The 25832-nt window shown below is 64.3% G+C and carries 24 protein-coding genes; 19 read left to right on the top strand and 5 right to left on the bottom strand.

Annotated features, from left to right (window positions below):
* The first annotated feature begins 26 nt into the window (after window positions 1–26).
* From C7446_RS06710 to C7446_RS06685, 6 genes are all read left to right on the top strand, one after another.
* Window positions 27–1223 (top strand): D-alanyl-D-alanine carboxypeptidase family protein, encoded by a 1197-nt coding sequence (locus C7446_RS06710; protein ID WP_121172314.1) that lies wholly within the window; start codon window positions 27–29, stop codon window positions 1221–1223.
* 99 nt (window positions 1224–1322) lie between these two features.
* The gene (locus C7446_RS06705) at window positions 1323–1619 is read left to right on the top strand and encodes an HP0495 family protein (protein ID WP_121172313.1); all 297 of its coding nucleotides are present in this window, start codon (window positions 1323–1325) and stop codon (window positions 1617–1619) included.
* 4 nt (window positions 1620–1623) lie between these two features.
* Window positions 1624–2334, top strand: a complete 711-nt coding sequence (gene lipB / locus C7446_RS06700) for a lipoyl(octanoyl) transferase LipB (protein ID WP_121172312.1) — start codon at window positions 1624–1626, stop codon at window positions 2332–2334.
* Window positions 2334–3308, top strand: a complete 975-nt coding sequence (gene lipA / locus C7446_RS06695; RefSeq protein ID WP_121172311.1) for a lipoyl synthase — start codon at window positions 2334–2336, stop codon at window positions 3306–3308. The genes lipB and lipA overlap by 1 nt, the downstream gene beginning before the upstream one ends.
* 181 nt (window positions 3309–3489) lie before the next feature.
* Window positions 3490–4506, top strand: coding sequence for a protein-methionine-sulfoxide reductase catalytic subunit MsrP (gene msrP / locus C7446_RS06690; RefSeq protein WP_121172310.1), 1017 nt, complete (start codon window positions 3490–3492; stop codon window positions 4504–4506).
* Window positions 4507–4513: 7 nt separating this feature from the next.
* On the top strand, window positions 4514–5134 hold the full coding sequence (locus C7446_RS06685; RefSeq protein WP_342768350.1) for a ferric reductase-like transmembrane domain-containing protein: 621 nt from the start codon (window positions 4514–4516) through the stop codon (window positions 5132–5134).
* A gap of 29 nt (window positions 5135–5163) precedes the next feature.
* Here C7446_RS06685 and C7446_RS06680 read toward each other — a convergent pair whose 3' ends face one another.
* The gene (locus C7446_RS06680; protein WP_121172309.1) at window positions 5164–6180 is read right to left on the bottom strand and encodes a zinc-binding alcohol dehydrogenase family protein; all 1017 of its coding nucleotides are present in this window, start codon (window positions 6178–6180) and stop codon (window positions 5164–5166) included.
* Between the two features lie 71 nt (window positions 6181–6251).
* On the bottom strand, window positions 6252–7226 hold the full coding sequence (locus C7446_RS06675) for a LysR family transcriptional regulator (protein WP_121172308.1): 975 nt from the start codon (window positions 7224–7226) through the stop codon (window positions 6252–6254).
* Between the two features lie 384 nt (window positions 7227–7610).
* On the opposite strand from C7446_RS06675, the gene C7446_RS06670 reads away from it, so the two are divergent.
* From C7446_RS06670 to C7446_RS16280, 4 genes are all read left to right on the top strand, one after another.
* On the top strand, window positions 7611–8231 hold the full coding sequence (locus tag C7446_RS06670; RefSeq protein ID WP_121172307.1) for an NUDIX hydrolase: 621 nt from the start codon (window positions 7611–7613) through the stop codon (window positions 8229–8231).
* Window positions 8232–8380: 149 nt separating this feature from the next.
* Window positions 8381–8992, top strand: a complete 612-nt coding sequence (locus C7446_RS06665; RefSeq protein WP_121172306.1) for an isochorismatase family protein — start codon at window positions 8381–8383, stop codon at window positions 8990–8992.
* Complete coding sequence (locus tag C7446_RS06660; RefSeq protein WP_121172305.1) at window positions 8949–9395, top strand: hypothetical protein; 447 nt, start codon at window positions 8949–8951, stop codon at window positions 9393–9395. The genes C7446_RS06665 and C7446_RS06660 overlap by 44 nt, the downstream gene beginning before the upstream one ends.
* Complete coding sequence (locus tag C7446_RS16280) at window positions 9283–9636, top strand: hypothetical protein (RefSeq protein WP_147408734.1); 354 nt, start codon at window positions 9283–9285, stop codon at window positions 9634–9636. The genes C7446_RS06660 and C7446_RS16280 overlap by 113 nt, the downstream gene beginning before the upstream one ends.
* Before the next feature lie 26 nt (window positions 9637–9662).
* Here C7446_RS16280 and pyk read toward each other — a convergent pair whose 3' ends face one another.
* The gene (gene pyk / locus C7446_RS06655) at window positions 9663–11132 is read right to left on the bottom strand and encodes a pyruvate kinase (protein WP_121172304.1); all 1470 of its coding nucleotides are present in this window, start codon (window positions 11130–11132) and stop codon (window positions 9663–9665) included.
* 453 nt (window positions 11133–11585) lie between these two features.
* On the opposite strand from pyk, the gene topA reads away from it, so the two are divergent.
* From topA to C7446_RS06640, 3 genes are all read left to right on the top strand, one after another.
* On the top strand, window positions 11586–14225 hold the full coding sequence (gene topA / locus C7446_RS06650; RefSeq protein ID WP_121172303.1) for a type I DNA topoisomerase: 2640 nt from the start codon (window positions 11586–11588) through the stop codon (window positions 14223–14225).
* Window positions 14226–14247: 22 nt separating this feature from the next.
* Window positions 14248–14706 carry a DUF6586 family protein gene (locus tag C7446_RS06645; protein WP_121172302.1) on the top strand — a complete coding sequence of 153 codons (459 nt, stop codon included), beginning with the start codon at window positions 14248–14250 and terminating at the stop codon, window positions 14704–14706.
* A gap of 119 nt (window positions 14707–14825) precedes the next feature.
* Window positions 14826–15068, top strand: coding sequence for a hypothetical protein (locus tag C7446_RS06640; protein ID WP_121172301.1), 243 nt, complete (start codon window positions 14826–14828; stop codon window positions 15066–15068).
* 60 nt (window positions 15069–15128) lie between these two features.
* Here C7446_RS06640 and lexA read toward each other — a convergent pair whose 3' ends face one another.
* Window positions 15129–15755: a transcriptional repressor LexA gene (lexA, locus tag C7446_RS06635; RefSeq protein WP_121172300.1), complete on the bottom strand. Its 627-nt coding sequence runs from the start codon at window positions 15753–15755 to the stop codon at window positions 15129–15131.
* A 119-nt stretch (window positions 15756–15874) separates the two neighbouring features.
* Between lexA and C7446_RS06630 the strand changes: the two genes are divergently transcribed.
* From C7446_RS06630 to C7446_RS06610, 5 genes are read left to right on the top strand one after another with little or no spacing between them, the layout of a single operon-like run.
* The gene (locus C7446_RS06630) at window positions 15875–16570 is read left to right on the top strand and encodes a TetR/AcrR family transcriptional regulator (RefSeq protein WP_121172299.1); all 696 of its coding nucleotides are present in this window, start codon (window positions 15875–15877) and stop codon (window positions 16568–16570) included.
* Window positions 16571–16627: 57 nt separating this feature from the next.
* Entirely contained in the window at window positions 16628–17650 is a 1023-nt protein-coding gene (nagZ, locus tag C7446_RS06625) for a beta-N-acetylhexosaminidase (RefSeq protein WP_121172298.1), read from the top strand.
* A 60-nt stretch (window positions 17651–17710) separates the two neighbouring features.
* Window positions 17711–18967: a mechanosensitive ion channel family protein gene (locus tag C7446_RS06620; RefSeq protein ID WP_121172297.1), complete on the top strand. Its 1257-nt coding sequence runs from the start codon at window positions 17711–17713 to the stop codon at window positions 18965–18967.
* On the top strand, window positions 18960–19556 hold the full coding sequence (locus tag C7446_RS06615) for a hypoxanthine-guanine phosphoribosyltransferase (protein ID WP_121172296.1): 597 nt from the start codon (window positions 18960–18962) through the stop codon (window positions 19554–19556). The genes C7446_RS06620 and C7446_RS06615 overlap by 8 nt, the downstream gene beginning before the upstream one ends.
* 54 nt (window positions 19557–19610) lie before the next feature.
* Window positions 19611–20345: an S-methyl-5'-thioinosine phosphorylase gene (locus tag C7446_RS06610; RefSeq protein WP_121172295.1), complete on the top strand. Its 735-nt coding sequence runs from the start codon at window positions 19611–19613 to the stop codon at window positions 20343–20345.
* A gap of 12 nt (window positions 20346–20357) precedes the next feature.
* Here C7446_RS06610 and mfd read toward each other — a convergent pair whose 3' ends face one another.
* Entirely contained in the window at window positions 20358–23831 is a 3474-nt protein-coding gene (gene mfd, locus C7446_RS06605; protein ID WP_121172294.1) for a transcription-repair coupling factor, read from the bottom strand.
* A gap of 339 nt (window positions 23832–24170) precedes the next feature.
* Between mfd and C7446_RS06600 the strand changes: the two genes are divergently transcribed.
* Complete coding sequence (locus tag C7446_RS06600; protein WP_121172293.1) at window positions 24171–25622, top strand: glyceraldehyde-3-phosphate dehydrogenase; 1452 nt, start codon at window positions 24171–24173, stop codon at window positions 25620–25622.
* Window positions 25623–25832: the final 210 nt, after the last annotated feature.

Raw genomic sequence — 25832 nt, 5'->3', positions numbered from 1 at the left:
CATCAGGCACAATGAGAACGTGTAACATGACACTTTTAGCTGCACCCAAGAGTTGCTGGCGTCAACTGATCGCACTGATCGGGCTGGCACTCACCCTGATTGCCTCCCCTGCATGGGCTGAAGATGCCAGGGGCATTGCCAGTTTCGTGCCATCGCCCCCCAGCCTCAATGCCAAGTCATGGGTGCTGATGGACGCCAAAAGCGGCCAGATCCTGGTCCAGCATGATGCCGACGAGCGCCTGCCGCCGGCCAGTCTGACCAAGATGATGACGGCCTACATCACCGAATACGAGATCGACCACGGTGATCTTTCGGAAGATGACAAAATTCGCATCAGCAACAACGCCTGGCAGACGGGCGGTTCGCGGATGTTCGTCAAGGTGGGCAGCTATGTGCCGCTCAAGGATCTGATGCAGGGCATCGTGGTGCAGTCGGGCAACGATGCCACGGTTGCCGTGGCCGAGCACGTGGCCGGCAGCGAATCGGCATTCGCGACGCTGATGAATCAGTATGCGCAGAGCATGGGCCTGAAGAACACCCACTTCGAAAATCCCACCGGTCTGCCTTCCGAGGGGCACTACTCCTCGGCACATGATCTGGCGATCATCGCGCGTCACATCATCAATGACTTCCCGGATCATTATAAGCTCTACTCCGAGAAGTACTTCACCTGGAACGATATCCGTCAGCCCAATCGCAATCTGCTGCTGTGGCGTGACAAGTCGGTCGATGGTCTCAAGACCGGTCATACCGAAGAAGCCGGCTACTGCCTGGTGTCCTCGGCCAGTCGCGAGGGCACTCGACTGATCGCGGTGGTCATGGGAACGAAGTCCGAGGACGCTCGTGCCCAGGAGTCCCAGAAGCTGCTGAACTATGGTTTCCGCTATTTCGAGACCCGAAAGCTCTACAGCAAGGGCGACGTGCTCAATCGGGCCCGGGTCTGGGGAGGCGCCCAGGATGAAGTGCCGATCGGGGTGGATCACGATGTCTACACCACCATTTCCGCGCAGAGCGATGACAAGCTGAACGCCCGGCTCAACATTCAGTCCGACCTCAGCGCGCCGATCAGCAAGGGCCAGCAGCTCGGCACGCTCGAGGTGGTGCAGGGTGACAAGAGCATCGATCAGGAGCCGCTGGTAGCCCTGTCGGCAGTGGATGAGGGCGGCTTCATCAAGCGCATGTGGGACCAGGTCGTGAAATTCGTGCTCGGTCTGTTTGACTGATCTTCATCCGTTTTCGGCGGTGAAGGGGGCGTTCCGGCTGACGGGGCGCCCCTTGTTCGCGTAGAATGGATACAAAGGCTGAGTCCCGGATCAAGGCATATGACACCTTCCGCACCGGCGGGCGCCACCGAGGGTGAACAGGCGCCGCGCATAGAGTTTCCCTGCTATTACACCATTCGCATCGTCGGCAACAATGCCGTCGATTTCGAAACCAGCATGCTCGATGTGGTCGAGCGCTTCGATCCCGAGGTCGATCGCGGCGCGGTGACCCATCATGACAGCCGCAGCGGCAAGTACCGCTCGCTGCATGTCACCCTGTATACTACCGGTGAGCAGCAGCTCAAGGCGCTGTTTGACGAGCTCAAGGCAACCGGCATGGTCCAGATGGTGCTGTAAGCAGATGACGGCCGAGGTGGCAGCTTCTCCGCCTCTCCCGGTGTCGCTTTATCACCTGGGAGTGCGAGACTACCTGCCGGTCTGGCAGGCGATGCGCCGCTTCACCGATGAGCGCGATGCCCGCACGCCGGATCAGTTGTGGCTGGTCGAGCATGCTCCCGTCTTTACCCAGGGACAGGCCGGGCGGGCCGAACATGTGCTGATGGCGGGCGATATTCCGGTGGTTCAGACGGATCGTGGCGGCCAGGTGACCTATCATGGTCCGGGTCAGCTGATTGCCTACCCGTTGCTGGATGTCCGTCGGCGGGGGCTGGGCGTGCGCGCCGTGGTCAGTGCGCTGGAAGGGTCGGTCATTGATGCGCTGGCCGAACACGGCATTGATGCCCATGCACGCGCTGATGCCCCCGGTGTCTACGTCGGCGGGGCCAAGATCGCTTCGCTGGGGTTGCGCATTCGCCGGGGTAGCAGCTTTCATGGTATTGCCTTCAATCTGGACATGGACCTCGGCCCCTTCGGGCAAATCAATCCCTGCGGCCACGCCGGTCAGACCATGACGCAGCTGCGTGAGCTGGTGGCTGGGCCGGTCGACAGGGCGCGGGAAGCCGAACGCTGGCTTGGTTATCTCTCACGCCGACTGGGCGGACTGGCGTTCAGGGAAGCTTCCGGCATACCGGAAGTGCTGGCCGAACACTCTCGAGGAACAGGATCGAACTGATGACCGAGACTACTGCAACGCCGAAGAAGCAGCGGGCTGAACGCGGCGTCAAGCTTCGTGGCGCCGACAAGGTGTCGCGCATTCCGGTGAAGGTCATTCCCACCGAGACGCTGCCACAGAAACCGGACTGGCTGAGGGTTCGCATGCCGGCCTCACCCGAGGTATCGCGGATCAAGCAGACCCTGCGCAAGCACGGCCTGCACACGGTCTGTGAGGAAGCCTCCTGCCCCAACCTGGGCGAGTGCTTCAGCGGCGGTACGGCAACCTTCATGATCATGGGGGACATCTGTACCCGGCGCTGCCCGTTCTGTGACGTGGCGCATGGCCGCCCCAACGCGCTCAACGAGGATGAGCCGCGCGAGCTGGCCGAGGCCATCGCCGACATGCGCCTGAATTACGTGGTGATCACTTCGGTGGACCGCGACGACCTGCGTGATGGCGGTGCCCAGCATTTCAACAACTGCATCGAAGAGATCCGCCGGCTCAATCCGGAGATCGAAATCGAGGTACTGGTGCCGGATTTCCGCGGTCGCATGGAGCGTGCCGTGGGCATCATGGAGCAGATGCCGCCGGATGTGTTCAACCACAATCTGGAAACGGTGCCGTCGCTCTATCGCCGGGTTCGGCCCGGAGCCGACTACGAGTGGTCGCTGGATCTGCTCGAACGCTACAAGCAGGTGCGTCCCGAGGTGCCGACCAAGTCCGGGCTGATGCTGGGCGTGGGTGAAACCGACGAGGAGGTGCTCGAGGTGATGCGTGATCTGCGGGCACACAATGTCGACATGCTGACCCTGGGGCAGTACATGCAGCCTTCGCGTGATCACCTGCCGGTCGATCGCTGGGTACATCCCGAGACCTTTGAATGGTTTGCCGAGAAGGGCTACGAGATGGGCTTCCGGCATGTCGCTTCCGGTCCGCTGGTGCGTTCCAGCTATCATGCCGACAAGCAGGCGCACGGCGAAAAGGTCAGCTGATTCCGGACACTTTGCCGGCTGATTCGCATCATGGCGCCCGATCCTGCCGGATCGGGCGCTTTTGTGTGGGCGGTCGGTACTTGCCGTACAGCCGGCCGAGGAAATTTCCGGCATTTTCCCCGCAACGGCTTGCCGGTGATGTACTGTAACTCCCGGTATCTCCAGCAGCGAGGTGACAGCCATGCTGATTCGTAGCCGTGATCGCAGTGCCGCGGGAGAGAATGACGTTACTCCCGAATCCGTTTATCACTCGCGCCGACAGTTCATGGCCGGCGTGGCAGCGCTGGGACTGGCAGCAGGTGTTCCGCGCAGTGTATGGGCGGCTTCCGAATACGAGAACGTCAAACCGGCTGATGCACCGGCCTGGTTCGGGGAGAAGCTGGCCGGGGCCCGGTGGCAGGCGGTCACGCCCGACAATCCGGAGCTGGACAGGGTGGCGCCGTTCGAGGATGCGACGCACTACAATAATTTCTACGAGTTCGGCTCTGGCAAGGAAGACCCTGCCGAGAATGCCGGTCAGCTGGTGACCGAGCCCTGGAGCGTCAGAGTCGATGGCGAGGTTGCCCGCCCGGGACAGTACAGTGTGGCGGAGCTGATCCGTCCCGAACGGCTGGAGGAGCGGATCTATCGGCTGCGCTGCGTGGAAGCCTGGTCGATGGTCATCCCGTGGCTGGGCGTACCGCTGGCAGAGGTCATCAATCGGCTCGAACCAACAGGCAATGCGAAATACGTGCGTCTGGAAACCCTCGAACGGCCCTCGCAGATGCCCGGTCAGCGCTCGCGTTTCGGTCTGATCGACTGGCCCTATCGGGAAGGTCTGCGACTCGATGAAGCGATGAATCCGCTGGCGTTTCTGGCAGTGGGCATGTACGGCCGGGTGCTGCCCAATCAGAACGGGGCGCCGATCCGCCTGGTGGTGCCCTGGAAGTACGGCTTCAAGAGCATCAAGTCGATCGTGCGCATCTCGCTGGTCGAAGAGCAGCCGCAGACCTCATGGCATCAGCTGGCTCCGGACGAGTATGGCTTCCATGCCAACGTCAATCCGCAGGTCGATCATCCACGCTGGAGCCAGGCCACCGAACGGCGCCTGCCCAACAGCCTGTTCAATCCCAACGTGATTGATACCCGGATGTTCAACGGCTATGGCGAACAGGTGGCCGGACTCTATCGGGGCATGGACCTGAGGAAGCACTATTGATCCGGTCATGGCGGGTTGCGGTCTTTTTCGCAGCGCTGGCGCCGCTGCTCTGGTGGGGGTGGCAGGTGGCGAACAACGCCGCCGGCCCCGAGCCGGGGCGCTATCTGCTGCTCAATCTGGGGGAGGGCGGACTGATCCTGCTGCTGCTGACCCTCTGTCTGACACCGCTGACGCGGCTGATCCGCTGGAAGGGTTCAGCGTCATACGGCGCCAGCTGGGGCTCTGGACCTGTAGCTACGCGGTACTCCACCTGGTCTGCTATCTGCTGTTCATTCTCGAACTCAACTGGTCGGCGCTGGGGGCGGATCTGAGCCGGCGTCCCTACATCATTGTCGGGGCGCTGGCGCTGCTCATCCTGCTGACGCTGGCCGCGACCTCCAATCGTGCTGCCATGAAGCGGCTGGGCAAGCGCTGGAAGCCGCTGCACCGATGGGTGTATGCCGCGCTGGCGCTGATCCTGTTGCACTTCTTCTGGATCGTGCGGGCCGATCTCGGGCAGTGGGGCGGGTATGCGCTGGCGGCGACGACGCTGATGCTGTTGCGGTTGCCGCCGGTAAGCCGGAGGCTCTCCCGGCTGGGGCGCCGGCGGCCGACGCCCCGACCCTCGCCGGGGCCTTTCGATCCCTGAGGGCCGGTCTCCGGGGAGCCCGCCGCAGCTCAGCGCATGGCCGTCAGCACCAGCTTGCCGGTGGTATGGCCGGCTTCCAGCTGTTCGTGAGCACGGGTCAGATGGTCGACATCGAGCGGGCCGATGACCTCGCCCAGGATGCTGCGGATCCGTCCCTCGTCGAGCAGGGTGGCCAGTTCGGCCAGAATCTCGCCCTGACGTTCGGGGTGATAGCCGTGCAGGGCGCGAGCGAACATGAACTCCCAGCTGAAGCTGACCGCCTTGCTCTGCAGCGCATTCAGATCGACCTGCTGTGCGGTTTCGGCAATCGCCACGATTCGCCCCAGCGGACGAATCAGCGTCGCCATGTTCTCCCAGTGCACGCCGATATCATGGCAGTTGAAGATGTAATCCACCGTCTGGCGGCCGGTGGCGTGCAGCTCGCTGACCAGCTCATGATGGTTGATGACCTCGTGGGCGCCCATCTCGCGGCACCATTCGGCGGACTGGGGTCTCGACGCGGTGGCGATCACGGTCAGGCCGGTCAGCTGGCGCGCTAGCTGGATGACCGTGGAGCCGACGCCGCCGGCACCATTGATGACCAGCAGTGTCTCGTCGCCGTGTGCCTTCGGATCGACCGCCAGGCGCAGCTGATCGAACAGTCCCTCCCAGGCGGTCAGACCGGTGAGCGGCATGGCCGCACTTTCCTCGATTTCCAGCGAGCGCGGGGCATACGCGACCAGCCGTGAATCCACCAGCTGCTGTTCGGCGTTGCAGCCCGGTCGATCCACCTGCCCGGCATAATAGACCCGTTCGCCTACCGCGAAATCCGTGACCCGCTCGCCGATCGCCTCGATCCGGCCGACGGCATCCCAGCCCAGGATCCTGGCGTCATCAAGCGGGCCGAGCGCCCCGGCACGTACCTTGGTATCGACCGGATTGACCGCGATGGCCTCGATGCGCACCCGCAGATCGTGCCCGTGCGGTTCTTCGATATCGAGCTCGATCAGTTCCAGTGCACCGGTCGCTCGGACATCACTGGCGCCTTTCGTTGCAATTGCCTTCATCGGATCCTCTTTGTTCGGCGATGTGATTCGATGCCTTCATTGTGGCCCAGCACACCCCGGCACGCCAGGGCCTAGGGCAGACAGCTGAAGGTGGCATCGGAACGTGGTGCAAGGGAGTCGCTGAAAAGCTGTTCGAGTTCGGGCAGCAGTTCACGCAACAGCTGCATGAAGGCTTCGGTCACCGGTGTCGGATAGCGCTCGCGATGCTGTACCACCCCCCATGCGTGCCGCAGGGGAAAGCCCGGCAGTTTGGGGGTCGCCAGCAGACCGCTCTGCAACTCCAGCTGGACGGCTACCCGGGGCAGTACCGCGACCCCCAGCCGCGCCATGACGCCCTGCTTGATGGCTTCGCTGGTGCCCAGTTCGAGCGTGTGATCGAGTGCCAGTTGCTGTTGCCGGGTGAATGTCTCGAGCGCCAGCCGGGTGCCGCTGCCGGGTTCACGCATCAGGACCTGATAGCGGGTGAAGGCCGCCAGACCCGGCTGTTCGGCCTGCAGCAGCGGGTGGCCGGGCCAGACAATCGGCAGCAGATCGTTGTGCAGGATCGGCATGAAGGTCAGATCGCTGTCCTCGGGGGCCATGCCCATGATGACCAGGTCATCGCAGCGTTCGGCCAGATGGGCCAGGGCCTCGTTGCGATTGACCACCCGCAGGCGCAGCCGCACCTCGGGATAGCGGGCACGAAAGCGTGCCAGGATGTGAGGCACGATATACTGCGCCGTGCTGACCGCCGCGATATTCAGCTCTCCGCGCAGTGTCCCGGTCAGCCTGGAGAGCGCCATCTGCAGGCTGGCAACCTCGCTGAAGATGGTACCGATCGACTCCGCCAGCGCATCGGCCGGCGGCAGGACATGCAGCGTCTTGCCGGCATACTTGAACAGGGACTGACCGAGTGCCTGTTCCAGCTGCCGAATCTGGGCGCTGACGGCCGGCTGGGTAAGGCCCAGTTCGGCCGCGGCACGGGAATAGGAGTGCTGGCGATAGACGGTCTGGAAAACCTGCAACTGACGAAAGGTCAGCCGATTGAGCAGCGCGGGCTGGGTCATGCAGAGATCCGGGTCGGGTGGCGGCAGAAATTCCGGCCGGGCAGCGCAGCAGATGACTGCTCGCGCGCGACGCTGCACTGGCTGCCTGTGTGGCATGACAGCGTCTGTCACTGCAGATGGCCGACTTCGGGTATGGTAACAGCTACAGGGCGGTGCTGCGCCTTTTACGGCCACTGCCGGGGGTACAGGATGGACTCACCGAAAGCCGCCCGGTGCAAGGCGGAAAACCGGCTCGTGTGCCATCCTCGGTGGTGCATGGCCTGATCAGGGAGCCGTTCTGATCAGCAGTCACGAGCAACACGGAGAGGCCGCCCCCTGCGACCGCATCCATCCATCCGCCGGGATCGACTTGTGATCCGGGCATTCAGCAACGGGAAGTGTTACATGGCACACGACTGGGTCGATTTCGCCAAGCAGCTGCGCTCGATTGCGCAGACCGGGCAGACCTATACCACCAACCACTATGAACTCGAGCGCTACCGTGAGCTGGAAGCACTGACCAATCAGATGTTTGCGGTACTCGGTGATGTCCCCGTCGAACGGGTGGAAAACTTCATCGTGCCCGATCGCGGCTACGCGACGCCCAAGGTGGATGTGCGTGGCGCGGTATTCGTCGAAAACCGGGTGCTGCTGGTACGCGAGCGCAAGGATGGTCGATGGACCCTGCCGGGTGGCTGGGCGGACGTCTGTGAAGCACCGTCAGCAGGCGTGCTGCGAGAGATTGTCGAGGAGTCCGGTCATCGTGCCGAGAACCCGCGACTGGCCATGCTCAAGGACCGCAGCCTGCATCCCTATCAGCCGGCGACGCCGGATCACATCTACAAGCTGTTCTACGTCTGTGATCATCTGGGGGGCGAATTCGTGGACAACAACGAAACCGATGCGGCCGATTTCTTCTCCCTTGATGCATTGCCGCCGCTCTCCCTGGGGCGTACCCTGGCCGAGGATATCCACGAGTGTCACGCTTTCGCCAGCGGCCGGAGCGAGCGGGTCCATTCCGACTGAACGGCGCGATTGGCGACAAGTCTGCGCGCTTTTTATCCGATCGCCTGCGCCGGTTGGTGGCATCCTGATCGGCATGGAACGTCAGCGACGTTCACTGCAACATCAATGCACTTTCGCGAGGAAGTGACGAATATCGGAGAGTGCCCCTCATGGATGCCTTGCTTGTTATCGATATGCAGATCGGAATCTGCACCGGCAGGCCCTGTCACGATATCGATGGCGTCATCAATCGGATCAATGCGCTGGCGGCAGGGATGCGCGCGCAGGGCAGCCCGGTAATCCATCTGCAGTTCGATGGCGCACCCGAGTCGGCCATGGCGCCGCTGCACGCCGGCTGGCAGCTGTTGCCCCCGATCGAGCGTCCGGACATGGATCGGGTGATCCGCCGCGACGCCAGCGATGCCTTTCTGGGGACTGCCCTGGCCGAGTCGCTTCGCGAGGCCGGGGTCACGCGCCTGCTGCTGACCGGGCATGCCACCGAACTGGCAGTCGATACCACGCTGCGCGCAGCGCTGAGTCACGGCTTCGACGTGGTGGCCGTGGCGGATGCTCATACCACCTGCGATCGTGGTGCGCTGTCCGCTGACACGATCATCGACCACCATCAGCAGATCTGGACCCGGCTGGCCTCGCCGGCGGCGCATCTGGAGCTGCTGTCGACTGCCACCCTGCTGCGGTCCGGTTTTACCGTGGCGAGCCCAGGGAACGCCCATTACCATGTTCGAGCGTCTGCTTCATTTCGACTGGAGTGTTCGTGCTGACAAGTGCTGGTATGCCACGGCAACCCGGACTTCGGGCGGCTGGGTCATCGAGCCTTCCCGACCGGTGCCGCGGGATACCCTGACACTGCTGTTCAAGCAGGCCGATGAGCGGGCCACACTGGCCGGGTTCGACATGCCCATCGGCCTGTCCCGGGCAGTGCGGCCCTCGCTCCCCGCAGGGCGTTTCCCCGAAGCCCTGCAGGAGCTGGGGCGAGGGCGCTGGCAGGCCTTCTTCGAGGTGGCCGACGATATCGCCACCGTTCACCCGGGACATCCCTTCTATCCCCGCCGTGCCCGGCGCGGCCAGTGTCAGCACGATCTGGCGCGGGCGCTGGGCGTCTCGGGCGCTCGGGCTGGCTACCGGGGGACGCCGCAGCAAGCGGCGTCAGGCGGATCGCCGTGACTGGGGGCGTCAGCTTCTGCAGCGACAGGAGACGGTCTGGTACTGGGAGAGTGCGGCGCTGGAGCAGCTGGCCGACGGCTTTGGCAGCCGGGCTGTGGGCGAGGATGCCTTTGACGCCATGCTAGGCGTGCTCCACATGACCACCGTGGTGGCGGGTCATCAACCGGAAGAGCGTCCGGCCGATCCGGTACTGCTGGACTGGGAGGGATGGATCCTGGGGCGTACCGGAGCAGTGGCGTGATACCGGCTGCTCCGGCGCGGGAGAGGTCAGCCGATATGGCTGCCGACGCGCACGATCTTCATGGTATTGGTCCCTCCCTGGGCGTTGACATGATCACCGCGGGTGAGAATCACGAAATCGTCGGCGCGGGCCAGGTCGCGCTTTTCGAGCTCGGCAATGGCACGCCGGTTGACTTCGCCATTGGGGATCTCGTCGGTATCGAAGTGAATGGCGATGACCCCGCGATAGAGCGCCATGCGACGCATGGTGCGCTGATTGCCCGATAGCGCGACGATCGGCAGCCCGGAACGGATGCGCGAGGCGATCAGCGGCGTATAGCCGGTTTCGGTCAGGCAGGCGATGCCAGCCACGCCCTCGAGATGGTTGGCGGCATACATCGCCGAGAGCGCTACTGTCTCATCGATGCGATGGAACTCATCCATCATGCGATGCTTGGACTGCTGCGCTTCCCGTTCGCGCTCGGCTCCCAGACAGAGCCGGTTCATTGCCTCGATGGTCTCTACCGGATACTGGCCGGCGGCGGTTTCCGCGGACAGCATGACGGCATCGGTGCCATCGAGCACCGCATTGGCGACATCGAAGACCTCGGCCCGGGTGGGCAGCGGCGATTCGATCATCGACTCCATCATCTGGGTTGCGGTGATCACCACCCGGTTGAGGGTCCGGGCGCGGGCGATCAGGCGCTTCTGTACGCCGATCAGCTGGGCATCGCCGATCTCCACGCCGAGATCGCCGCGAGCGACCATGACGGCATCGGAGGCCAGAATAATGCTGTCCATGGTGGCTTCATCCGCCACGGCCTCGGCACGCTCGACCTTGGCCACCAGCGCGATGTGACGGCCGGTTTCACCCAGCAGTTCGCGCGCCAGGTCCATGTCCTCGCCGGAACGCGGGAAGGAGACCGCCAGATAGTCGACATCCAGATCGATGGCGGTTTTCAGGTCCTCGCGATCCTTGTCGGTGAGTGCCGAGGCGGAGAGGCCGCCACCCTGTTTGTTGATGCCCTTGTTGTTGGAGAGTTCACCGCCCACGCGAACCCGGCAGTGAATCTGTGGTGCCTCGACCTTCTCGACCACCAGTTCCAGTCGGCCATCATCAAGCAGCAGCACGTCCCCGGGGGAGACATCATCGGCGAGGGCCTTGTAGTCGCAACCCACCCGGGTGGCATCGCCCTCGTCACGGCCCAGCGCCATATCGATGATGAAGGACTGCTCCTCCTCGAGCTCGACGGGACCTTCCCTGAAGCGCGCAATGCGGATCTTGGGCCCCTGCAGGTCACCCAGGATCGCCACGTTGCGGCCCTGGCGCTCGGCGGCCTGACGTACGGCCTGGACGCGACGTCGATGATCATCGGCATCGCCATGTGAAAAGTTCAGGCGAACCACGTCGACACCGGCATGCACCATGGCATCAAGCACACCCTCGCGGTCACTGGCCGGACCGAGTGTCGAGACGATCTTGGTGCGTCGAATGCGGCCGGTATACGATTGCGACATGAGACTCTCTCCTTGCGCGGAATAGCGTATTGAGCTTACTACATTCCCCCGGGGTTCGTCCGGCACTGAATCGTATCGGGTCCCTCTTGCAATCCGGTCGATCAGACATCACGTGAGCTCTGTTGCCCGTTCTGTCGAGCACCATGGGCACCCGGGCGGTGTGCGATGCCCGGGACAGGGTGTCGTACCCCGCCGCGACCGGATGGCATGAAAACCGGTGCTGGCACCGTCAATCAAGTCGGGGTAGGGTAGGCGCGATTTTGGCACTCATGACGTTATCGTGCCATTGTCGCCTGCTCCCGAAGCCGGTCAGGACCGTGGTACGGCAACGGGCGGCGAATGTAATGGGTGGATACAGACACGGGGTCCGGACGAGCATCGGACACCACAAGGATGTCGCCGGCGGCGTTGGTCGGATCGGTAGCAGCATCGGACAGGCAGAGATGGAGACCTATGGGTAAGTCACTGGTGATCGTCGAGTCGCCGGCCAAGGCCAAGACCATCAACAAGTATCTGGGCAACGACTTCATCGTGAAGTCGAGTGTGGGTCATATTCGTGACCTGCCGACCAGTGGACAGGGCAAGTCGGCCAGCGATCCGAACGAGCGGGCTCGACAGGCTGCTGCCACGCGCCGGATGTCGCCCGAGGAAAAGGCTGCCTGGAAACAGCAGAAACAGCATGATCAGCTGATCCGGCGCATGGGTGTGGACCCCGAGAACGGCTGGCAGGCGCACTACGAAATCCTGCCCGGCAAGGAGAAGGTCGTCGATGAGCTGCGTCGGCTGGCCGAACGGGCCGATGCTGTCTATCTCGCCACCGACCTGGACCGTGAGGGGGAGGCGATTGCCTGGCACCTGCGCGAAACCATCGGAGGGGATGATACCCGCTATCGGCGGGTGGTGTTCAACGAGATCACCAAAAACGCGATCCAGCAGGCCTTCGAGCAGCCCGGCGAGCTCCAGCTCGACCGGGTCCATGCCCAACAGGCCCGGCGCTTTCTCGATCGCGTGGTGGGCTTCATGCTCTCCCCGCTGCTTTGGAACAAGGTGGCGCGCGGGCTCTCGGCGGGGCGGGTGCAGTCGGTGGCGGTACGCCTGATCGTCGAGCGCGAGCGCGAGATTCGCGCCTTCGTGCCGCGTGAGTACTGGGATGTGCATGCCGACCTCAAGGCGCCGGATGGCAGTCCGGTACGCTTCGAGGTGGCGCGTCACCGGGGCGAGCAGTTCCAGCCCGCTTCCGAAAGGGAAACACTCGAGAAGATTGCGCCGCTGCACGAGGCGGATTACGCCATTATTGGGCGCGAGGATCGGCCGACCACCAGCAAGCCGAATGCGCCCTTCATTACCTCGACCCTGCAGCAGGCCGCCAGCGGGCGGCTGGGCTTTTCGGTCAAGAAGACCATGACCCTGGCACAGCGTCTCTATGAGGCGGGCTATATCACCTATATGCGGACCGACTCGACCAACCTGTCGAGTGACGCCGTCAGCATGGCGCGTGCCTACATCGACGAACAGTTCGGCAAGCGCTATCTGCCCGACTCCCCCAATCGCTACAGCAGCCGCGAAGGGGCCCAGGAGGCTCACGAGGCCATTCGTCCCAGTGACGTGGATCGTACCGCGGGGGATCTCAGTGGCATGGAGCGGGATGCCGAGCGGCTGTACGAGCTGATCTGGCGCCAGTTCGTGGCCTGTCAGATGACGCCGGCACAGTACCTGTCCACCACGCTGACCATCGAGACCGAAGGTTTCGAGCTGCGCGCCCGCGGCCGGGTATTGCGCTTTGATGGTTATACCCGGGTGATGAAGCCGAGCGGCAGGCGTGAGGAGGATCAGTCGCTGCCTGATCTGCAGCAGGGTGCTGCAATGACGCTGGAGGCGCTCGATCCGCAACAGCACTTCACCAAGCCGCCGGCACGTTATACCGAGGCCAGTCTGGTCAAGGAGCTGGAAAAGCGCGGAATCGGTCGTCCCTCGACCTATGCCTCGATCATTTCGACCATTCAGGAGCGTGGTTACGTCCAGCTCGAAAGCCGGCGCTTCTATGCCGAAAAGCTGGGCGAGATCGTGACCGATCGGCTGGTGGAGTCCTTCCACGATCTGCTCGATTATGGTTTCACGGCGCGCATGGAGGACGAGCTCGATGACGTCGCCGAAGGTCAGCGTGACTGGCGGGGGCTGCTGGATGCCTTCTACGAGGACTTCCGGCGCAAGCTCGATCATGCCGAAGGCGAGAACGGCATGCGGCCCAACCAGCCGGTGGAGACCGACATCGACTGCCCTACCTGCGGGCGCAAGATGCAGATTCGTACCGCCTCGACGGGCGTCTTCCTGGGCTGCTCGGGCTACAACCTGCCGCCGAAGGAGCGCTGCAAGACCACCATCGATCTGCTGCCCGGCGACGAGGCCATTCCGTCGGATGCCGATGAAGCAGCGGAAACCGAGGCGTTGCGCGCCAAGCGGCGCAATCCGAATACCGGTACCGCCATGGACAGCTATCTGGTCGACGAGACCCGCAAGCTGCATCTGAGCAACGACGATGATGGCTACTACGAGATCGAGTACGGCCATTTCCGGATCAAGGGCTATGAAGGGCCCACCATCGAGTGCGACAAGTGTGGTGCCGAGATGCAGCTGCGCTCGGGGCGGTTCGGCAAGTATTTCGCCTGCACCAACGATGATTGCCGCAACACTCGCAAGCTGCTGAAAAGCGGCGAGCCGGCACCGCCCAAGATGGACCCCATCCCGATGCCGGAGCTGGCCTGTCGCAAGGTGGACGACCATTATGTGCTGCGCGATGGTGCCAGCGGGCTCTTTCTGGCGGCCAGTCAGTTTCCGAAGAACCGCGAGACCCGGCCGCCGCTGGTCCGTGAGCTCAAGCCGCATGGCGAAGAGCTGCCGGAGAAGTATCACTTTCTGCTGAAGGCGCCGGAGGAGGACCCGGATGGCCATCCAGCCCAGATCCGTTTCTCGCGCAAGACGAAAAGCCAGTATGTGATGACCGAAGTCGATGGCAAGGCCAGCGGCTGGCGCGCGGTCTTCGATGACGGCCAGTGGCGGGTCGAGGATAACCGCAAGGGTCGCAAGGCTTCGTGATCAGCGAAGGGGGTTGTCGTTCATGAGCGCACGATCACGCACCAATCAGCTGCTGTATCAGACACGCCTGCTGCTGGCGATGCCGGTGGGCGAGGATGAGCATGCCGAAGCGCGTCGCATGGCGCTCGAGGAAGGGGCGCTGGCGCAGCTCGAGCTGGCGCTGGCCTCGACCATCGAGGAGATTGCTCATACCTGTCACTGGCCGGATGTGGACTGGCGTCAGGCGCTGATCGATCCGCCCCGCAGGGTGGCGGAGATCGAGCGCCTGCGGGCCCTGCGTGAAGAGGCCGACAGCTGGCTGGCTCGGCTGCTTGGGCACATCGACAGGCTGCACGGCGAAGAGGGCGCTGCCACGCGAACGCGATCGATGGCCACCATCGCCAGTACCAGCCGGGGCAGTCTGGCGGATGATCTGCAGGCGGCACTCGAGGGCTTTCGCGAGCTGCTGCCGGCGCTGCGCGAGACCGGTATGGAGTGGTGACGCCGCATGCCGGCCGTGTTAGGCTGCATGTTTCATAGCGACCACGACACCCGAATGTCGTGGTCGCTTTTCGTTGTCGGACAGGCAGGGCTGTCCGCTCATGGCCAGAGAGGTAACGAATGTCCGACGCCGCGATTCTGGAAATCGTTGAACTTGCCGATGGCGAGGTGGTGCTACGGCCTTCGCAGAGCAACGAGGAGCCGCTGGTGGCCATCCGGTTTTCCAGTGAAGTGCTGGATATGCTGCGCTGCAGCCGTTTCGAGGTGGCACGCGAAATGCTGGATCATGTCATTTCGCGCACGACCCTGTGGGAAGGAGAGGACACCGAAGAGGAGAGCGAGCGGCCGTCGGTCGTCCATTGACGATCGGCAGGGCCATGCCCGACATGAGCGTCGGGCGCAGCTCTGCTTCGGGTCAGTGTCTCAGTCGAGCCCCTGGCCGTTGCCACCGCGGATGATTCCGACGCCTACCCCTTCGATTTCCAGGGTCTGGGTAGCGGTATCGATTTCGATGGGCTGGAAGTCAGGGTTTTCGGCCAGCAGACGCACGCGGTTGCTGTGACGCTCGAAACGCTTGACCGTGACCTCGTCATCGAGGCGGGCCACCACGATCTGGCCGTTGCGGATATCCGCCGTGCGATGCACCGCGAGCAGATCGCCTTCAAGGATGCCGGCATCGCGCATCGACAGCCCGCGAACCCGCAGCAGGTAGTCGGCCCGCGGATTAAAGAAATCGGGCGGCAGCGGGCAGTGGCGATCGATGTGCTCGGCCGCCAGGATGGGGCTGCCCGCGGCCACTTCACCGATGACCGGCAAGCCTTCATCGGCATCCTCGCTCGGCGGTAACCGGATGCCGCGCGAGGTCCCCGGCACCATGTCGATCACGCCCTTGCGGCGCAGGGCGCGCAGATGTTCCTCGGCGGCATTGGGCGAGCGGAATCCCAGGGCAGAGGCAATTTCGGCGCGGGTCGGTGGGTAGCCGAAATCCTGAATGGTCTGACGGATGAAATCGTAGACCAGCTGCTGGCGCTGGGTGAGCGAACGTGTCATGGGCAGGCTCACGATGTTAATGTATACAGCCTGTAATTGTATCCAGCTGTCAGGTGGATGCCAACCGCCGGGACCTGCCGAAGTTCCGAGATTGCAACGAACGGACAAGCGATACTGTCATGACCATCCCTGATACCGTGACACGTCTTCTCGATACGGCCGAGGCGCTGTTTGCCGAGCACGGCTTCACCGAAACCTCGCTGCGCCGTATCACCAGCAGTGCCGGTGTCAATCTGGCGGCGGTCAACTATCATTTCGGCTCCAAGCAGGCGCTGATCGAGGCGGTCTTTTCCCGTTATCTGACCCCCTTCTGCGCCCATCTGCATGACGCGCTCGATCGTCTGGCAGCGCGGGCCGGTGGCGAGCCGCCCACCCTTGAGCAGCTGCTGGATGTGCTGTTCGACAGCATGCTGGAAACGCCCTCGCGCAGTGGTGACCTGCGAACCTTCATGAAACTGCTCGGTGTCGCCTACAGTCAGGGACAGGCGCACCTGCGTACCCATCTGTGGCGCCATTACGGCGACAGCATGGCGCGTGTTCTCGAGATCCTGCGCCAGGCCACGCCGGAACTGCCGACCGACGAGCGTTTCTGGCGACTGCACTTTCTGCTCGGTTCGGTCATCTTCACCCTGTCGGATCCGGCCACCCTGCGCGATCTGGCCGAGAATGCCTATCACCAGCAGCTCCGGGTACGTACCCTGATCCGGCGCCTCAGACCGGTAGCCATCAGCGCCATGCGGGCGCCCCTGCCGGCCACGAATGCCACCACGAGTGAGGAGCTTGATGCCGACCATGCCATGCCCATCCGTATCTGAGGTGCGCGCCCGACGCCTGTTGCGCCTGTCGCAAGGCAACCGCGGGAGATCGCGCACATGAACGGGGTGTCCGGAGCGGTAATGTGCGATATCGCCGGTACGTCACTGAGCGATGAAGAGCGCGACTGGCTGCAGGACCCGGCGCTGGGGGGCATCATCCTGTTTGCCCGCAATGTCGAGTCGCCCGCGCAGATGCGGTCCCTGTGCGATGAAATCCGTGCGCTCAATGCGCGGCTGCTGATTGCCATCGATCAGGAAGGGGGGCGCGTGCAGCGGTTGCGCGAGGGCGTGACCCGCCTGCCGCCCATGGCGGCGCTGGGCCGCTATTGGCAGAGCGAACCGCAAGCGGCAGTGGCGCTGGCACGCGATACCGGCTGGCTGCTGGCGACCGAAATGGCGAGCTGCGGGGTGGACTTCAGCTTTGCACCGGTGCTGGATCTGGACGATGCGCGCTGTCCGGCGATCGGCAACCGGGCCTTCGGCAGCGAGCCGGAAGCGGTCGTGGCGCTGGCCGGCGCCTTCATCGGTGGCCTGGCAGAGACCGGCATGGCAGCGGTGGGCAAGCATTTCCCCGGTCACGGCGGGGTCTCTCTGGACTCCCACCTGACCCTGCCGGAGGATGACCGGTCGCTGGCAGAGCTGCGCGGCCGTGACCTGATTCCGTTCGAGCAGCTGGCGGCGCGCCTTGCCGGCATCATGCCGGCGCATGTCCGGTTCACGGCGGTGGATCAACGGCCGGCCGGTTTCTCCCGCCGGTGGCTCGACATGCTGCGGGCCCTGCCCGGGTTCGAAGGGGCGATCATTTCCGATGACCTGTCGATGCAGGGCGCTCATGTGGCGGGGGATGCCGGTGCGCGTACCCGCGCCGCGCTGGAGGCGGGCTGCGATCTCGTACTGATGTGCAATGATCCCGCGGCCGCTGCGGCAGCACGCCGTACGGTCGCTGCGCAGGGGGCCTCGCAGGCGCAGCGCCATCGTCTGGCGCGGCTGCAGCTGGCGGGGCCGCGTCCGGCCCTGAGCGAGCTGACCGATGATGCCCGCCTGAGCGAGATCCGGTCTCGCCTGCTGCAGCTGGAGTAGGGTGGGGCGCGGTATCGGTGTGCGTTTCAATGCCCTGTTTTCAATTCGATCAAAGCCATCATGAATATCATCGATTCGGGTGCCTCGCTGGCATGGTCACTGCAGCAGCAGCTTGCGCAGTGGTTGCACATTCCGGGCTGGATCCTGCTGCCGGGGCTGCTGCTGCTCGGCGCGGTCATCATCGACCTGGTCATCCTCTACCTGATGCGACGGCTGGAGCATCGGCTGCAGGAGTCGCCGCGGCGCTGGGATGATCCCCTCATCCACGGCCTTCGCGTTCCGCTGCGAATCTGGATCTGGCTGACCGCCCTGATCGTCAGTATCGGCGTTGCCGGCAGTCATTTCGGGGTCACGGCAATGGCCCGCTACCTGTCGCTGATCGGGGCACTGGTGACGCTGCTGCTGGTGGCCTGGGGCGGTATCCGGCTGCTGCGGCGGCTCGAACAGCGGCTGGTCTTTCCACCGGCCAGCTGTCATGCGAAGCCGGTGGATGCCACCTCGGCCTCGGCGGTGACCAAGATCGGCGGGGCGGCGCTGATCGTGACCGTGGCCCTGATCGGCCTGCAGCTGCTCGGCGTATCCATGTCGAGCATTCTGGCAATGGGCGGTTTCGGCGGACTGGTCATCGGTTTTGCCGCGCGCGACGTGATGGCCAACTTCTTCGGCGGCATGGTGGTGCATCTCGACAAGCCCTTCGTGGTCGGCGACTGGATCCGTTCGCCCGAGCGTCAGATCGAGGGCATTGTCGAGGATATCGGCTGGCGTCTGACAACCATCCGCACCTTTGCCGGGCCGCCGCTGTATGTCCCCAACTCCTGGTTCAGCCAGATCTCGGTGGAAACCCCGACCCGCATGCACAGCCGTCGACTCTGGGAGAAGGTCGGTATCCGTTATCGGGATGCCGATGCCATCGAGGGCATCACCGGTAGCATCCGGAAGATGTTGAGCGAGCATGACGAGATCGACCAGGAAGAGCTGATCACCATCAATTTCGTCCATTACGGTGACTACTCGCTGGAGATCATGCTTTATGCCTTTACCGGCGTTACGGACTGGCAGCGCTTTCACGAGATCAAGCAGGCCATCCTGCTGAAGGTGCGCGACATCATTCATGAGCATGGTGCCGAACTGGCGTTGCCGATGTCCCAGCTGTATATGCCGGAGGGCGTGACGGTCCATGGCGGCAGTGCCGGCGAGACCGGCAACGGCGAGGACAGTGACGCAGCGCAAACCGATAACCCGTCCCGGGACAGGCGCCCCCCACGTCGGGGGGAGAGCGGCCCCGAAGAACAGGAGCAGGGAGAGAGCGATGCCTGACACATCGCATCACGAGCGTTTCGCCAGCGAATGGCAGCGCCAGCACGCCGACATGCGTGCGCTGATGGCCCAGTCGGACTGTCTGGTCGAACGGCCGGCCGTGGAGGCGGCGCTGGATCGCATGGCCGAACAGATGACCCGTGACCTGGCCGATTATCTGCCGGTATTCTACTGCGTCATGAACGGTGGCCTGATTACCACCGGGCATCTGCTGCCCCGGCTGGGGTTCCCGCTCGAGGTGGACTACCTGCACGCCACCCGTTATCGCGGTGAGCTTCACGGTAGCGAACTGCACTGGCGGGTGGCGCCCGAAGTCGACATGCGTGGTCGCCATGTAGTGATCGTGGACGACATTCTGGATGAAGGCACCACCCTGGCGGCGATCATCGAGCACTGCCGGGCCAGCGGGGCTGCCAGCATTGCCAGCGCCGTCCTGGTCGACAAGCAGCACGATCGCAAGGCGATCCCCGGCTGGCGAGCCGATTACTGCGGGCTTGAAGTCGAGGATCGCTATGTGTTCGGTTTCGGCATGGATTACAAGGGCTACTGGCGTAACGCGCCGGGCATCTTTGCCCCGCGTGGACTCTGACCGTGCCACGCCGACCGGCAGTGGTACGGCTCGAATGACAGGGAGGCGACCCCAATGCTGGCGGTGATCGGTGGGACCGGCATGAGTGAGCTGACAGGGCTCGAGCTGCTGCGGCGGCATGGCAGCGAGACACCGCTCGGGGCGGCCTCTGCCGGTGTACTGCACGCGCGCCTCGCGGGCCGTGAACTGCTGTTTCTGGCGCGTCACGGTCATCCGCACAGGCTGCCGCCGCACCGGGTCAATTACCGCGCCAACCTGTGGGCACTGAAGCAGGCCGGGGCGACCCGGATCGTGGGCGTCAACGCGGTCGGTGGGATCGACCCGTCACTGCCGACGGGGACCATGGCCGTGCCGGATCAGCTGATCGATTACACCCATGGTCGCGACTCGACCTTCTTCGACGGCCGATTCCGCCCGCTGCAGCACATCGACTTCTCCTGGCCCTATACCGAAGCGCTGCGCCAGCAGCTGCTCGGCGCCGCAGCCGAGTGTGGCGAGACGGTGAGGGCAGCTGGGGTCTACGGCGCTACCCAGGGGCCACAGCTGGAGACGGCTGCCGAAGTGGCCCGCATGGCCCGTGATGGCTGTACGCTGGTGGGCATGACCGGGATGCCGGAAGCGGTACTGGCCCGGGAACTGGGGCTGGAGTACGCCTGCCTGGCCCTGGTGGTCAATCCGGCGGCGGGCGTGGTCGAGCGCGAGATCAGTCTCGACGAGATTCACGCCGCGCTCGAACAGGGCATCGGCCGGGCGCGTCGGGTCGTAACGGCGCTGCTCGGCGCCGGCTGACCGCCCGGTCGCTCAGGCGGCCTCGGCCTGCTGCTCCAGCCGGTCAAGCAGTGCTTCCACCGCTTCAAAGCGCTGCTCCGGCTCCGCCATGTCGGCTTCAAAGCGCAGCGTATCGCTGCCATCCAGCCTGTAGCGCTTCGGCTCCTTCTGGATCAGTTCGATCAGGGTCATGGGATCGATGGCCGGCTTGTCGGTGAACTGGATGCGGCCGCGCTGTTCGCCGGCTTCCAGCCGGGTCACGCCGAGCCGGGCGGCCTGCAGTCGCAGGCGGGTCTGGCGGAAGAGATTGCGCACGGCATCAGGCAGCAGGCCGAAGCGATCCACCATCTCCACCTGAAGCTCTCGTAGCGCTTCCTCGTCGGCGGCGTTGCTGATGCGCTTGTACATGATCAGCCGCTGCTGCACATCCCGCAGATACTCTTCCGGAATCAGGGCCGCCATGTTGAGACTGATTTCGATACCGGCCTCGAGCGGCGCCTCGATATTGGGCGTCTGACCGTTGCGAATCGCCTTCACCGCCCGATCGAGCATTTCCATGTACAGCGTATAGCCGATGGTTTCGATCTGGCCGCTCTGTTCCTGACCCAGCAGCTCACCGGCACCACGGATCTCCAGGTCGTGGCTGGCCAGGGTAAACCCGGCGCCAAGATCCTCGGCCTGGGCGATGGCCTCCAGGCGCTTGCCGGCATCGGCGGTCATCTGCTTCGGCGGCGGTGTCAGCAGATAGGCATACGCCTGGTGGTGGGAGCGTCCCACGCGTCCGCGCAGCTGGTGCAGCTGGGCTAGACCGAACTTGTCGGCCCGCTCGATGACAATGGTGTTGGCGCTGGGCACATCGATCCCGGTCTCGATGATGGTCGAGCAGACCAGCACGTTGAAACGCTTGTGATAGAAGTCGGACATGGCCCGTTCCAGCGCCCGTTCCGGCATCTGGCCATGGGCAATGCCCACCCGGGCATCCGGCACCAGCTCCCGCACCTTTTCGGCGGTGGTTTCGATGGTGCGCACCTCGTTGTGCAGGTAGTAGACCTGACCGCCGCGCAGCAGTTCTCGCAGGATGGCCTCCTTGAGGGTGGCCTCGTTGCGCTGCTGGACAAAGGTCTTGACCGACAGCCGGCGTGCCGGCGGCGTGGCGATGATCGACAGATCCCGCATCCCGCTCATCGCCATCGACAGGGTTCGCGGAATGGGGGTGGCGGTCAGGGTCAGGATATCGACCTCGGCACGCAGCTGTTTGAGCCGCTCCTTCTGCGACACCCCGAAGCGGTGCTCCTCATCGACGACGATCAGTCCGAGGTTGGCAAATTCGAGTTCGCGGCCGAGCAGCTTGTGAGTGCCGATGACAATGTCGGCGCGACCGTCGCCGATGCGCTCGAAGGCGCGGGACTGCAGCTTGCCGCCCTGAAAGCGGGAGAGGATCTCGATGTTGACCGCGGTATCGGCGAAGCGATCGCGGAAGTTGTCATAGTGCTGCTGGGCCAGCAGGGTGGTGGGCACCAGCAACGCCACCTGTCGCCCCGACTGGACCGCCAGGAAGGCGGCCCGCATCGCGACTTCGGTCTTGCCGAAGCCGACGTCACCGCAGATCACCCGATCCATCGGCCGGGTAGCGGTCATGTCGTGGATCACGGCATCAATCGCGATCCGCTGATCGGGCGTCTCCTCGAACGGGAAGGACGCGGCAAAGCGGGCGTAGGCATCGTCGGGGGCATCACAGGCAAAGCCCTCGCGTGCCTCGCGGCGGGCATAGACATCCAGCAGTTCGGCTGCCGTGTCGCGTACCTTTTCGGCGGCCTTGCGCCGCGCCTTGTCCCACTGGTCGCTGCCGAGGCGATGCAGCGGCGCGGATTCGTCGCTGGCGCCATTGTAGCGCGAGATCAGGTGCAGGCTGTCCACCGGGACGTAGAGCCGGGCACCCTCGGCATATTCGAGCGAGAGGAATTCCGCCGGGGTCCCGCCGGCCTCGATGGTTTCCATCCCCAGATAGCGGCCCACGCCGTGGTGCTGGTGGACGACCGGTGAGCCGGGGCGCAGTTCGGACAGGTGACGCACGGCCAGTTCGCTGTCATCGGTCGCCTTCTGCTGGCGGCGGCTCTGGCGCACGACCTCGCCGAACAGTTCGGTTTCGGTCAGTACGATCAGTCCCTCGTCATGCAGCCAGACGCCCTCGTCGAGCTCACCTTCGGCCAGGGCGTAGCGGTAGCTGTCGGAGGTCACGAAGCTCGACCAGTCGGTGACCTCGGACAGGGTCAGTCCGAGCGGCGTCAGGGTCTCTTCCAGCGCCTCCCGACGACCCCGCGATTCGGCCACGAACAGCACACGCTGCTCGTCATGCTCGGCCAGAAACTGCTCGAGCGAGCGCAGGGGTGTGGTCGAGCGGCCGTCGACGGCTACCTCGGGCAGTGCGGCCGTGGCCAGCGCCACGGCGTGGCGATGATCCTCGCGGGTGATCTGAAGGCGCGGGTAGCGCTTGATGCGCTCGAACAGTTCGCTGACCGGCGTGAAGACCCGGTGGGGGGCCAGCAGTGGCCGGGTCGGATCGACCCCGAGATTGTCAAAGCGGGTCTGGATCGAATCCCAGTGGCTCTCCGCGGCTTCGAAGGTGCCCGGCAGCATGGCGATCTGCAGCCGATCCCCGATGTGATCGAACAGGGTGGCCGTCTGTTCGAAGAACAGCGGCAGATACTGCTCCAGACCCGGTGCCGGAATCCCCTGCAGCGCATCGAGATAGAGCGGGCAGTGGCGCGGATCGACATCAAAGAGCGTTTCGAAGCCTTCCCTGAACCGGGCAATGGCTTCCGGCGTCAGTGGATACTCGTGTGCCGGCAGCAATTCGATCTGCTCGATGCGATCGCGGGAGCGCTGGGTCTCGGGATCGAAGGTGCGCAGCGTATCGATCTCGTCATCGAACAGATCGATGCGCAGGGGTGCTTCGCTGCCGACCGGGTAGAGATCGATCAGGGCGCCGCGAAAGGTGTACTCGCCCGGCTCCTGGACCGTTTCCACGGCGCGATAGCCGCTGCGGTGGAGCTGATGACGAAAGTGCTCCCGGTCAATGCGCATGCCCACTTCGAGGCGAAGGGCCTGAATGGCCACGAAATCGCTCGGTGGCAGCCGCTGCATCAGGGTGTTGACCGGCACCAGGATGATGCGGGCCTTCCCCTGCTGCAGCTGGCGCAGGGTGCGCAGGCGCGAGGAAACGATGTCCTGATGGGGCGAGAAGCTGTCGTACGGCAGGGTCTCCCAGTCGGGAAAGACCAGGATGCCGTCGGGGTCGCTGCCATAGAAGCGCAGGGCACCCTCCAGGCGCTGGGCACTGGCGGTATCCGGCGTCATGATCAGCAGCGGCACGCTGCTCTCATCGGCCAGACGGGCGAGGGCCAGGGCATCGGCACTACCGTGTGGCGCCTGCCAGTAGCGGAGTTCGCGATTCGAGGTGGGCGCCTGTGGCGCCAGCGGGCTGAGTACGGTACTGGACACGGGCATCGATCGGTTGTCGGTGTGACGGAACAATAACAGAAAGTAGCCGTTTGATGGGGCCCCGGCGAGGTCGTTTAAAGCATCGCGTGGCACCGGACAGGGGGGAAGCTTCCGATTGTGCCCGAGTGTGCGTTTCGGGCCGGCGGGGATGCCCCGGGTGGATGAGCGCCGCCGCCCGGCCGCAGGGGCTGCCCCCGGATTGCCGCGGCCATCATGTAGCGGGGCTGAAGTGGCTGCGACCACGCCTGCGTTGCCTGCCCGGATGCGCCCTCGGATAATTCCGGCCCGAGCGGGCCCGTCGGTGGCCCATGTCCAGTCGCAGCGTGGCAACGAGGAGAGCAGGCAATGGGGGATCGGCGTGAGGCATGTCTGGAGCAGTGGCAGGCCCAGGAGGCGCTGGCCGAGGAGATGATTCCGCTACTGGGACAGCTCTATCGTCAGTACAACGTGGTGCCGCTGCTGTACGGCCGGTCGCTGGTCAACCAGTCGGTCATCGGCATTCTCAAGCATCACCGCTATGCCCGGCGCGTGACGGGGGTCGAGCTGACGGTACGGGAGACCTTTCCACTGCTCAAGCGGCTGCTGGAGCTCTCGCCGGGGGCGGCCCACATCGATCTCGGGCAGCTGGCCCAGGGGTTGTCGGAAAGCCCGCTGCGCGAGGATCCGATGCGTTATCTGCGCGAGACACTCGCCTCCATCGTGGGTCGGCACGGAGAGGATGAACGGGCGGCCGAACGCCCGCGGGATGTGGTGCTTTACGGCTTCGGGCGGATCGGGCGACTGCTGGCACGGCTGCTGATCGAGCGGACCGGCAGCGGCTCGGCGCTGCGCCTGCGGGCGGTCGTCGTGCGGGGTGGCGCCGAGGATCTGGAGAAGCGCGCCAGCCTGCTGCGGCGGGATTCGGTGCATGGTGCCTTCGCCGGTACCCTGACGCTCGACGAGGAAAATGGCGCGATCATCGCCAATGGCAATTACATCCGCTTTCTGCATGCCGAGTCACCGGAAGCGATCGACTATACCGCCTACGGCATCGAGGACGCGCTGGTCATCGACAATACCGGGCGCTGGCGTGATCGCGAGGGGCTGTCGAAGCATCTGGAGGCCCGCGGAGTGGCCAGGGTGCTGCTGACGGCGCCGGGCAAGGGCGATATTCGCAACGTGGTCTTCGGTATCAACCACGCCTCGCTGCCGAGCGATGAACGCATCGTTTCGGCAGCCTCGTGTACCACCAATGCCATCGTGCCGATTCTGGGGGCGATCCACGAGCGCTACGGCATCCTGCATGGTCATGTGGAGACGGTGCACGCCTATACCAATGATCAGAACCTGATCGACAATTACCACAAGGGCGAGCGGCGCGGGCGCAGTGCTGCGCTCAACATGGTGCTGACCGAAACCGGTGCGGCCCGGGCGGCGGCCCGGGCGCTGCCGGAGCTCGAGGGCCGGCTGACCGCCAGTGCCATTCGTGTTCCGATCCCCGATGTCTCGATGGCCATCCTGCATCTGAACCTGGCAGACGAGGTCGAGCGCGATGCGCTCAACGCCCATCTGCGCGAGCTGTCGCTCTCTTCGGGGCTGCGTCGTCAGATCGACTATGTCGACTCTCCCGAGGTGGTGTCGTCGGACTTCATCGGCAATCGGCATGCCGGCATCGTCGATGGCAGGGCGACCATCGCAGATGGCAACCGAATAGTGCTCTACGTCTGGTATGACAACGAGTTCGGCTACAGCTGCCAGGTCATCCGGCTGGTGCAGCAGATGGCCGGTGTGCGACTGCCCTCCCTGCCCGGACAGTGATGCCTGCCGCCCGGAAGTCACCCTTCCGGGCGGATCCAAAAGCCCGATCAACGCTGTTTGCAGGGCTCATTTGCGCCGTTCGAACAGTGGTTTTTATGAACTCCTGACCATATAATGCGGCCGATTTTCAGTGGGAACTTCCTGTTGCGACTGTTCCCGATCGTCGCCGATCGGACGCATCCCGCCCGCGAGGTACCGGCTCGAACACCA

This window comes from Kushneria sinocarnis (genome assembly GCF_003633775.1).
GTDB classification, from domain to species: domain Bacteria; phylum Pseudomonadota; class Gammaproteobacteria; order Pseudomonadales; family Halomonadaceae; genus Kushneria; species Kushneria sinocarnis.
The sequence above is the reverse complement of the archived record's forward strand: the minus strand, read 5'-3'. Positions and strand labels throughout refer to the sequence as shown.

What these genes read in the sequence shown, in the direction of transcription:
- C7446_RS06630 (WP_121172299.1), top strand. Translation starts at nt 15,875, where the DNA reads ATGACCATCCCTGATACCGTGACACGTCTTCTCGATACGGCCGAGGCG.
- C7446_RS06670 (WP_121172307.1), top strand. Translation starts at nt 7,611, where the DNA reads ATGGCACACGACTGGGTCGATTTCGCCAAGCAGCTGCGCTCGATTGCG.
- nagZ (WP_121172298.1), top strand. Translation starts at nt 16,628, where the DNA reads ATGAACGGGGTGTCCGGAGCGGTAATGTGCGATATCGCCGGTACGTCA.
- C7446_RS06600 (WP_121172293.1), top strand. Translation starts at nt 24,171, where the DNA reads ATGGGGGATCGGCGTGAGGCATGTCTGGAGCAGTGGCAGGCCCAGGAG.
- C7446_RS06640 (WP_121172301.1), top strand. Translation starts at nt 14,826, where the DNA reads ATGTCCGACGCCGCGATTCTGGAAATCGTTGAACTTGCCGATGGCGAG.
- lexA (WP_121172300.1), bottom strand. Translation starts at nt 15,755, where the DNA reads ATGACACGTTCGCTCACCCAGCGCCAGCAGCTGGTCTACGATTTCATC.
- topA (WP_121172303.1), top strand. Translation starts at nt 11,586, where the DNA reads ATGGGTAAGTCACTGGTGATCGTCGAGTCGCCGGCCAAGGCCAAGACC.
- C7446_RS06665 (WP_121172306.1), top strand. Translation starts at nt 8,381, where the DNA reads ATGGATGCCTTGCTTGTTATCGATATGCAGATCGGAATCTGCACCGGC.
- mfd (WP_121172294.1), bottom strand. Translation starts at nt 23,831, where the DNA reads ATGCCCGTGTCCAGTACCGTACTCAGCCCGCTGGCGCCACAGGCGCCC.
- C7446_RS06620 (WP_121172297.1), top strand. Translation starts at nt 17,711, where the DNA reads ATGAATATCATCGATTCGGGTGCCTCGCTGGCATGGTCACTGCAGCAG.
- C7446_RS06710 (WP_121172314.1), top strand. Translation starts at nt 27, where the DNA reads ATGACACTTTTAGCTGCACCCAAGAGTTGCTGGCGTCAACTGATCGCA.
- lipA (WP_121172311.1), top strand. Translation starts at nt 2,334, where the DNA reads ATGACCGAGACTACTGCAACGCCGAAGAAGCAGCGGGCTGAACGCGGC.
- msrP (WP_121172310.1), top strand. Translation starts at nt 3,490, where the DNA reads ATGCTGATTCGTAGCCGTGATCGCAGTGCCGCGGGAGAGAATGACGTT.
- C7446_RS06675 (WP_121172308.1), bottom strand. Translation starts at nt 7,226, where the DNA reads ATGACCCAGCCCGCGCTGCTCAATCGGCTGACCTTTCGTCAGTTGCAG.
- C7446_RS06610 (WP_121172295.1), top strand. Translation starts at nt 19,611, where the DNA reads ATGCTGGCGGTGATCGGTGGGACCGGCATGAGTGAGCTGACAGGGCTC.
- C7446_RS06705 (WP_121172313.1), top strand. Translation starts at nt 1,323, where the DNA reads ATGACACCTTCCGCACCGGCGGGCGCCACCGAGGGTGAACAGGCGCCG.
- C7446_RS06680 (WP_121172309.1), bottom strand. Translation starts at nt 6,180, where the DNA reads ATGAAGGCAATTGCAACGAAAGGCGCCAGTGATGTCCGAGCGACCGGT.
- C7446_RS06685 (WP_342768350.1), top strand. Translation starts at nt 4,514, where the DNA reads ATGGCGGGTTGCGGTCTTTTTCGCAGCGCTGGCGCCGCTGCTCTGGTG.
- lipB (WP_121172312.1), top strand. Translation starts at nt 1,624, where the DNA reads ATGACGGCCGAGGTGGCAGCTTCTCCGCCTCTCCCGGTGTCGCTTTAT.
- C7446_RS06615 (WP_121172296.1), top strand. Translation starts at nt 18,960, where the DNA reads ATGCCTGACACATCGCATCACGAGCGTTTCGCCAGCGAATGGCAGCGC.
- C7446_RS06660 (WP_121172305.1), top strand. Translation starts at nt 8,949, where the DNA reads ATGTTCGAGCGTCTGCTTCATTTCGACTGGAGTGTTCGTGCTGACAAG.
- C7446_RS06645 (WP_121172302.1), top strand. Translation starts at nt 14,248, where the DNA reads ATGAGCGCACGATCACGCACCAATCAGCTGCTGTATCAGACACGCCTG.
- pyk (WP_121172304.1), bottom strand. Translation starts at nt 11,132, where the DNA reads ATGTCGCAATCGTATACCGGCCGCATTCGACGCACCAAGATCGTCTCG.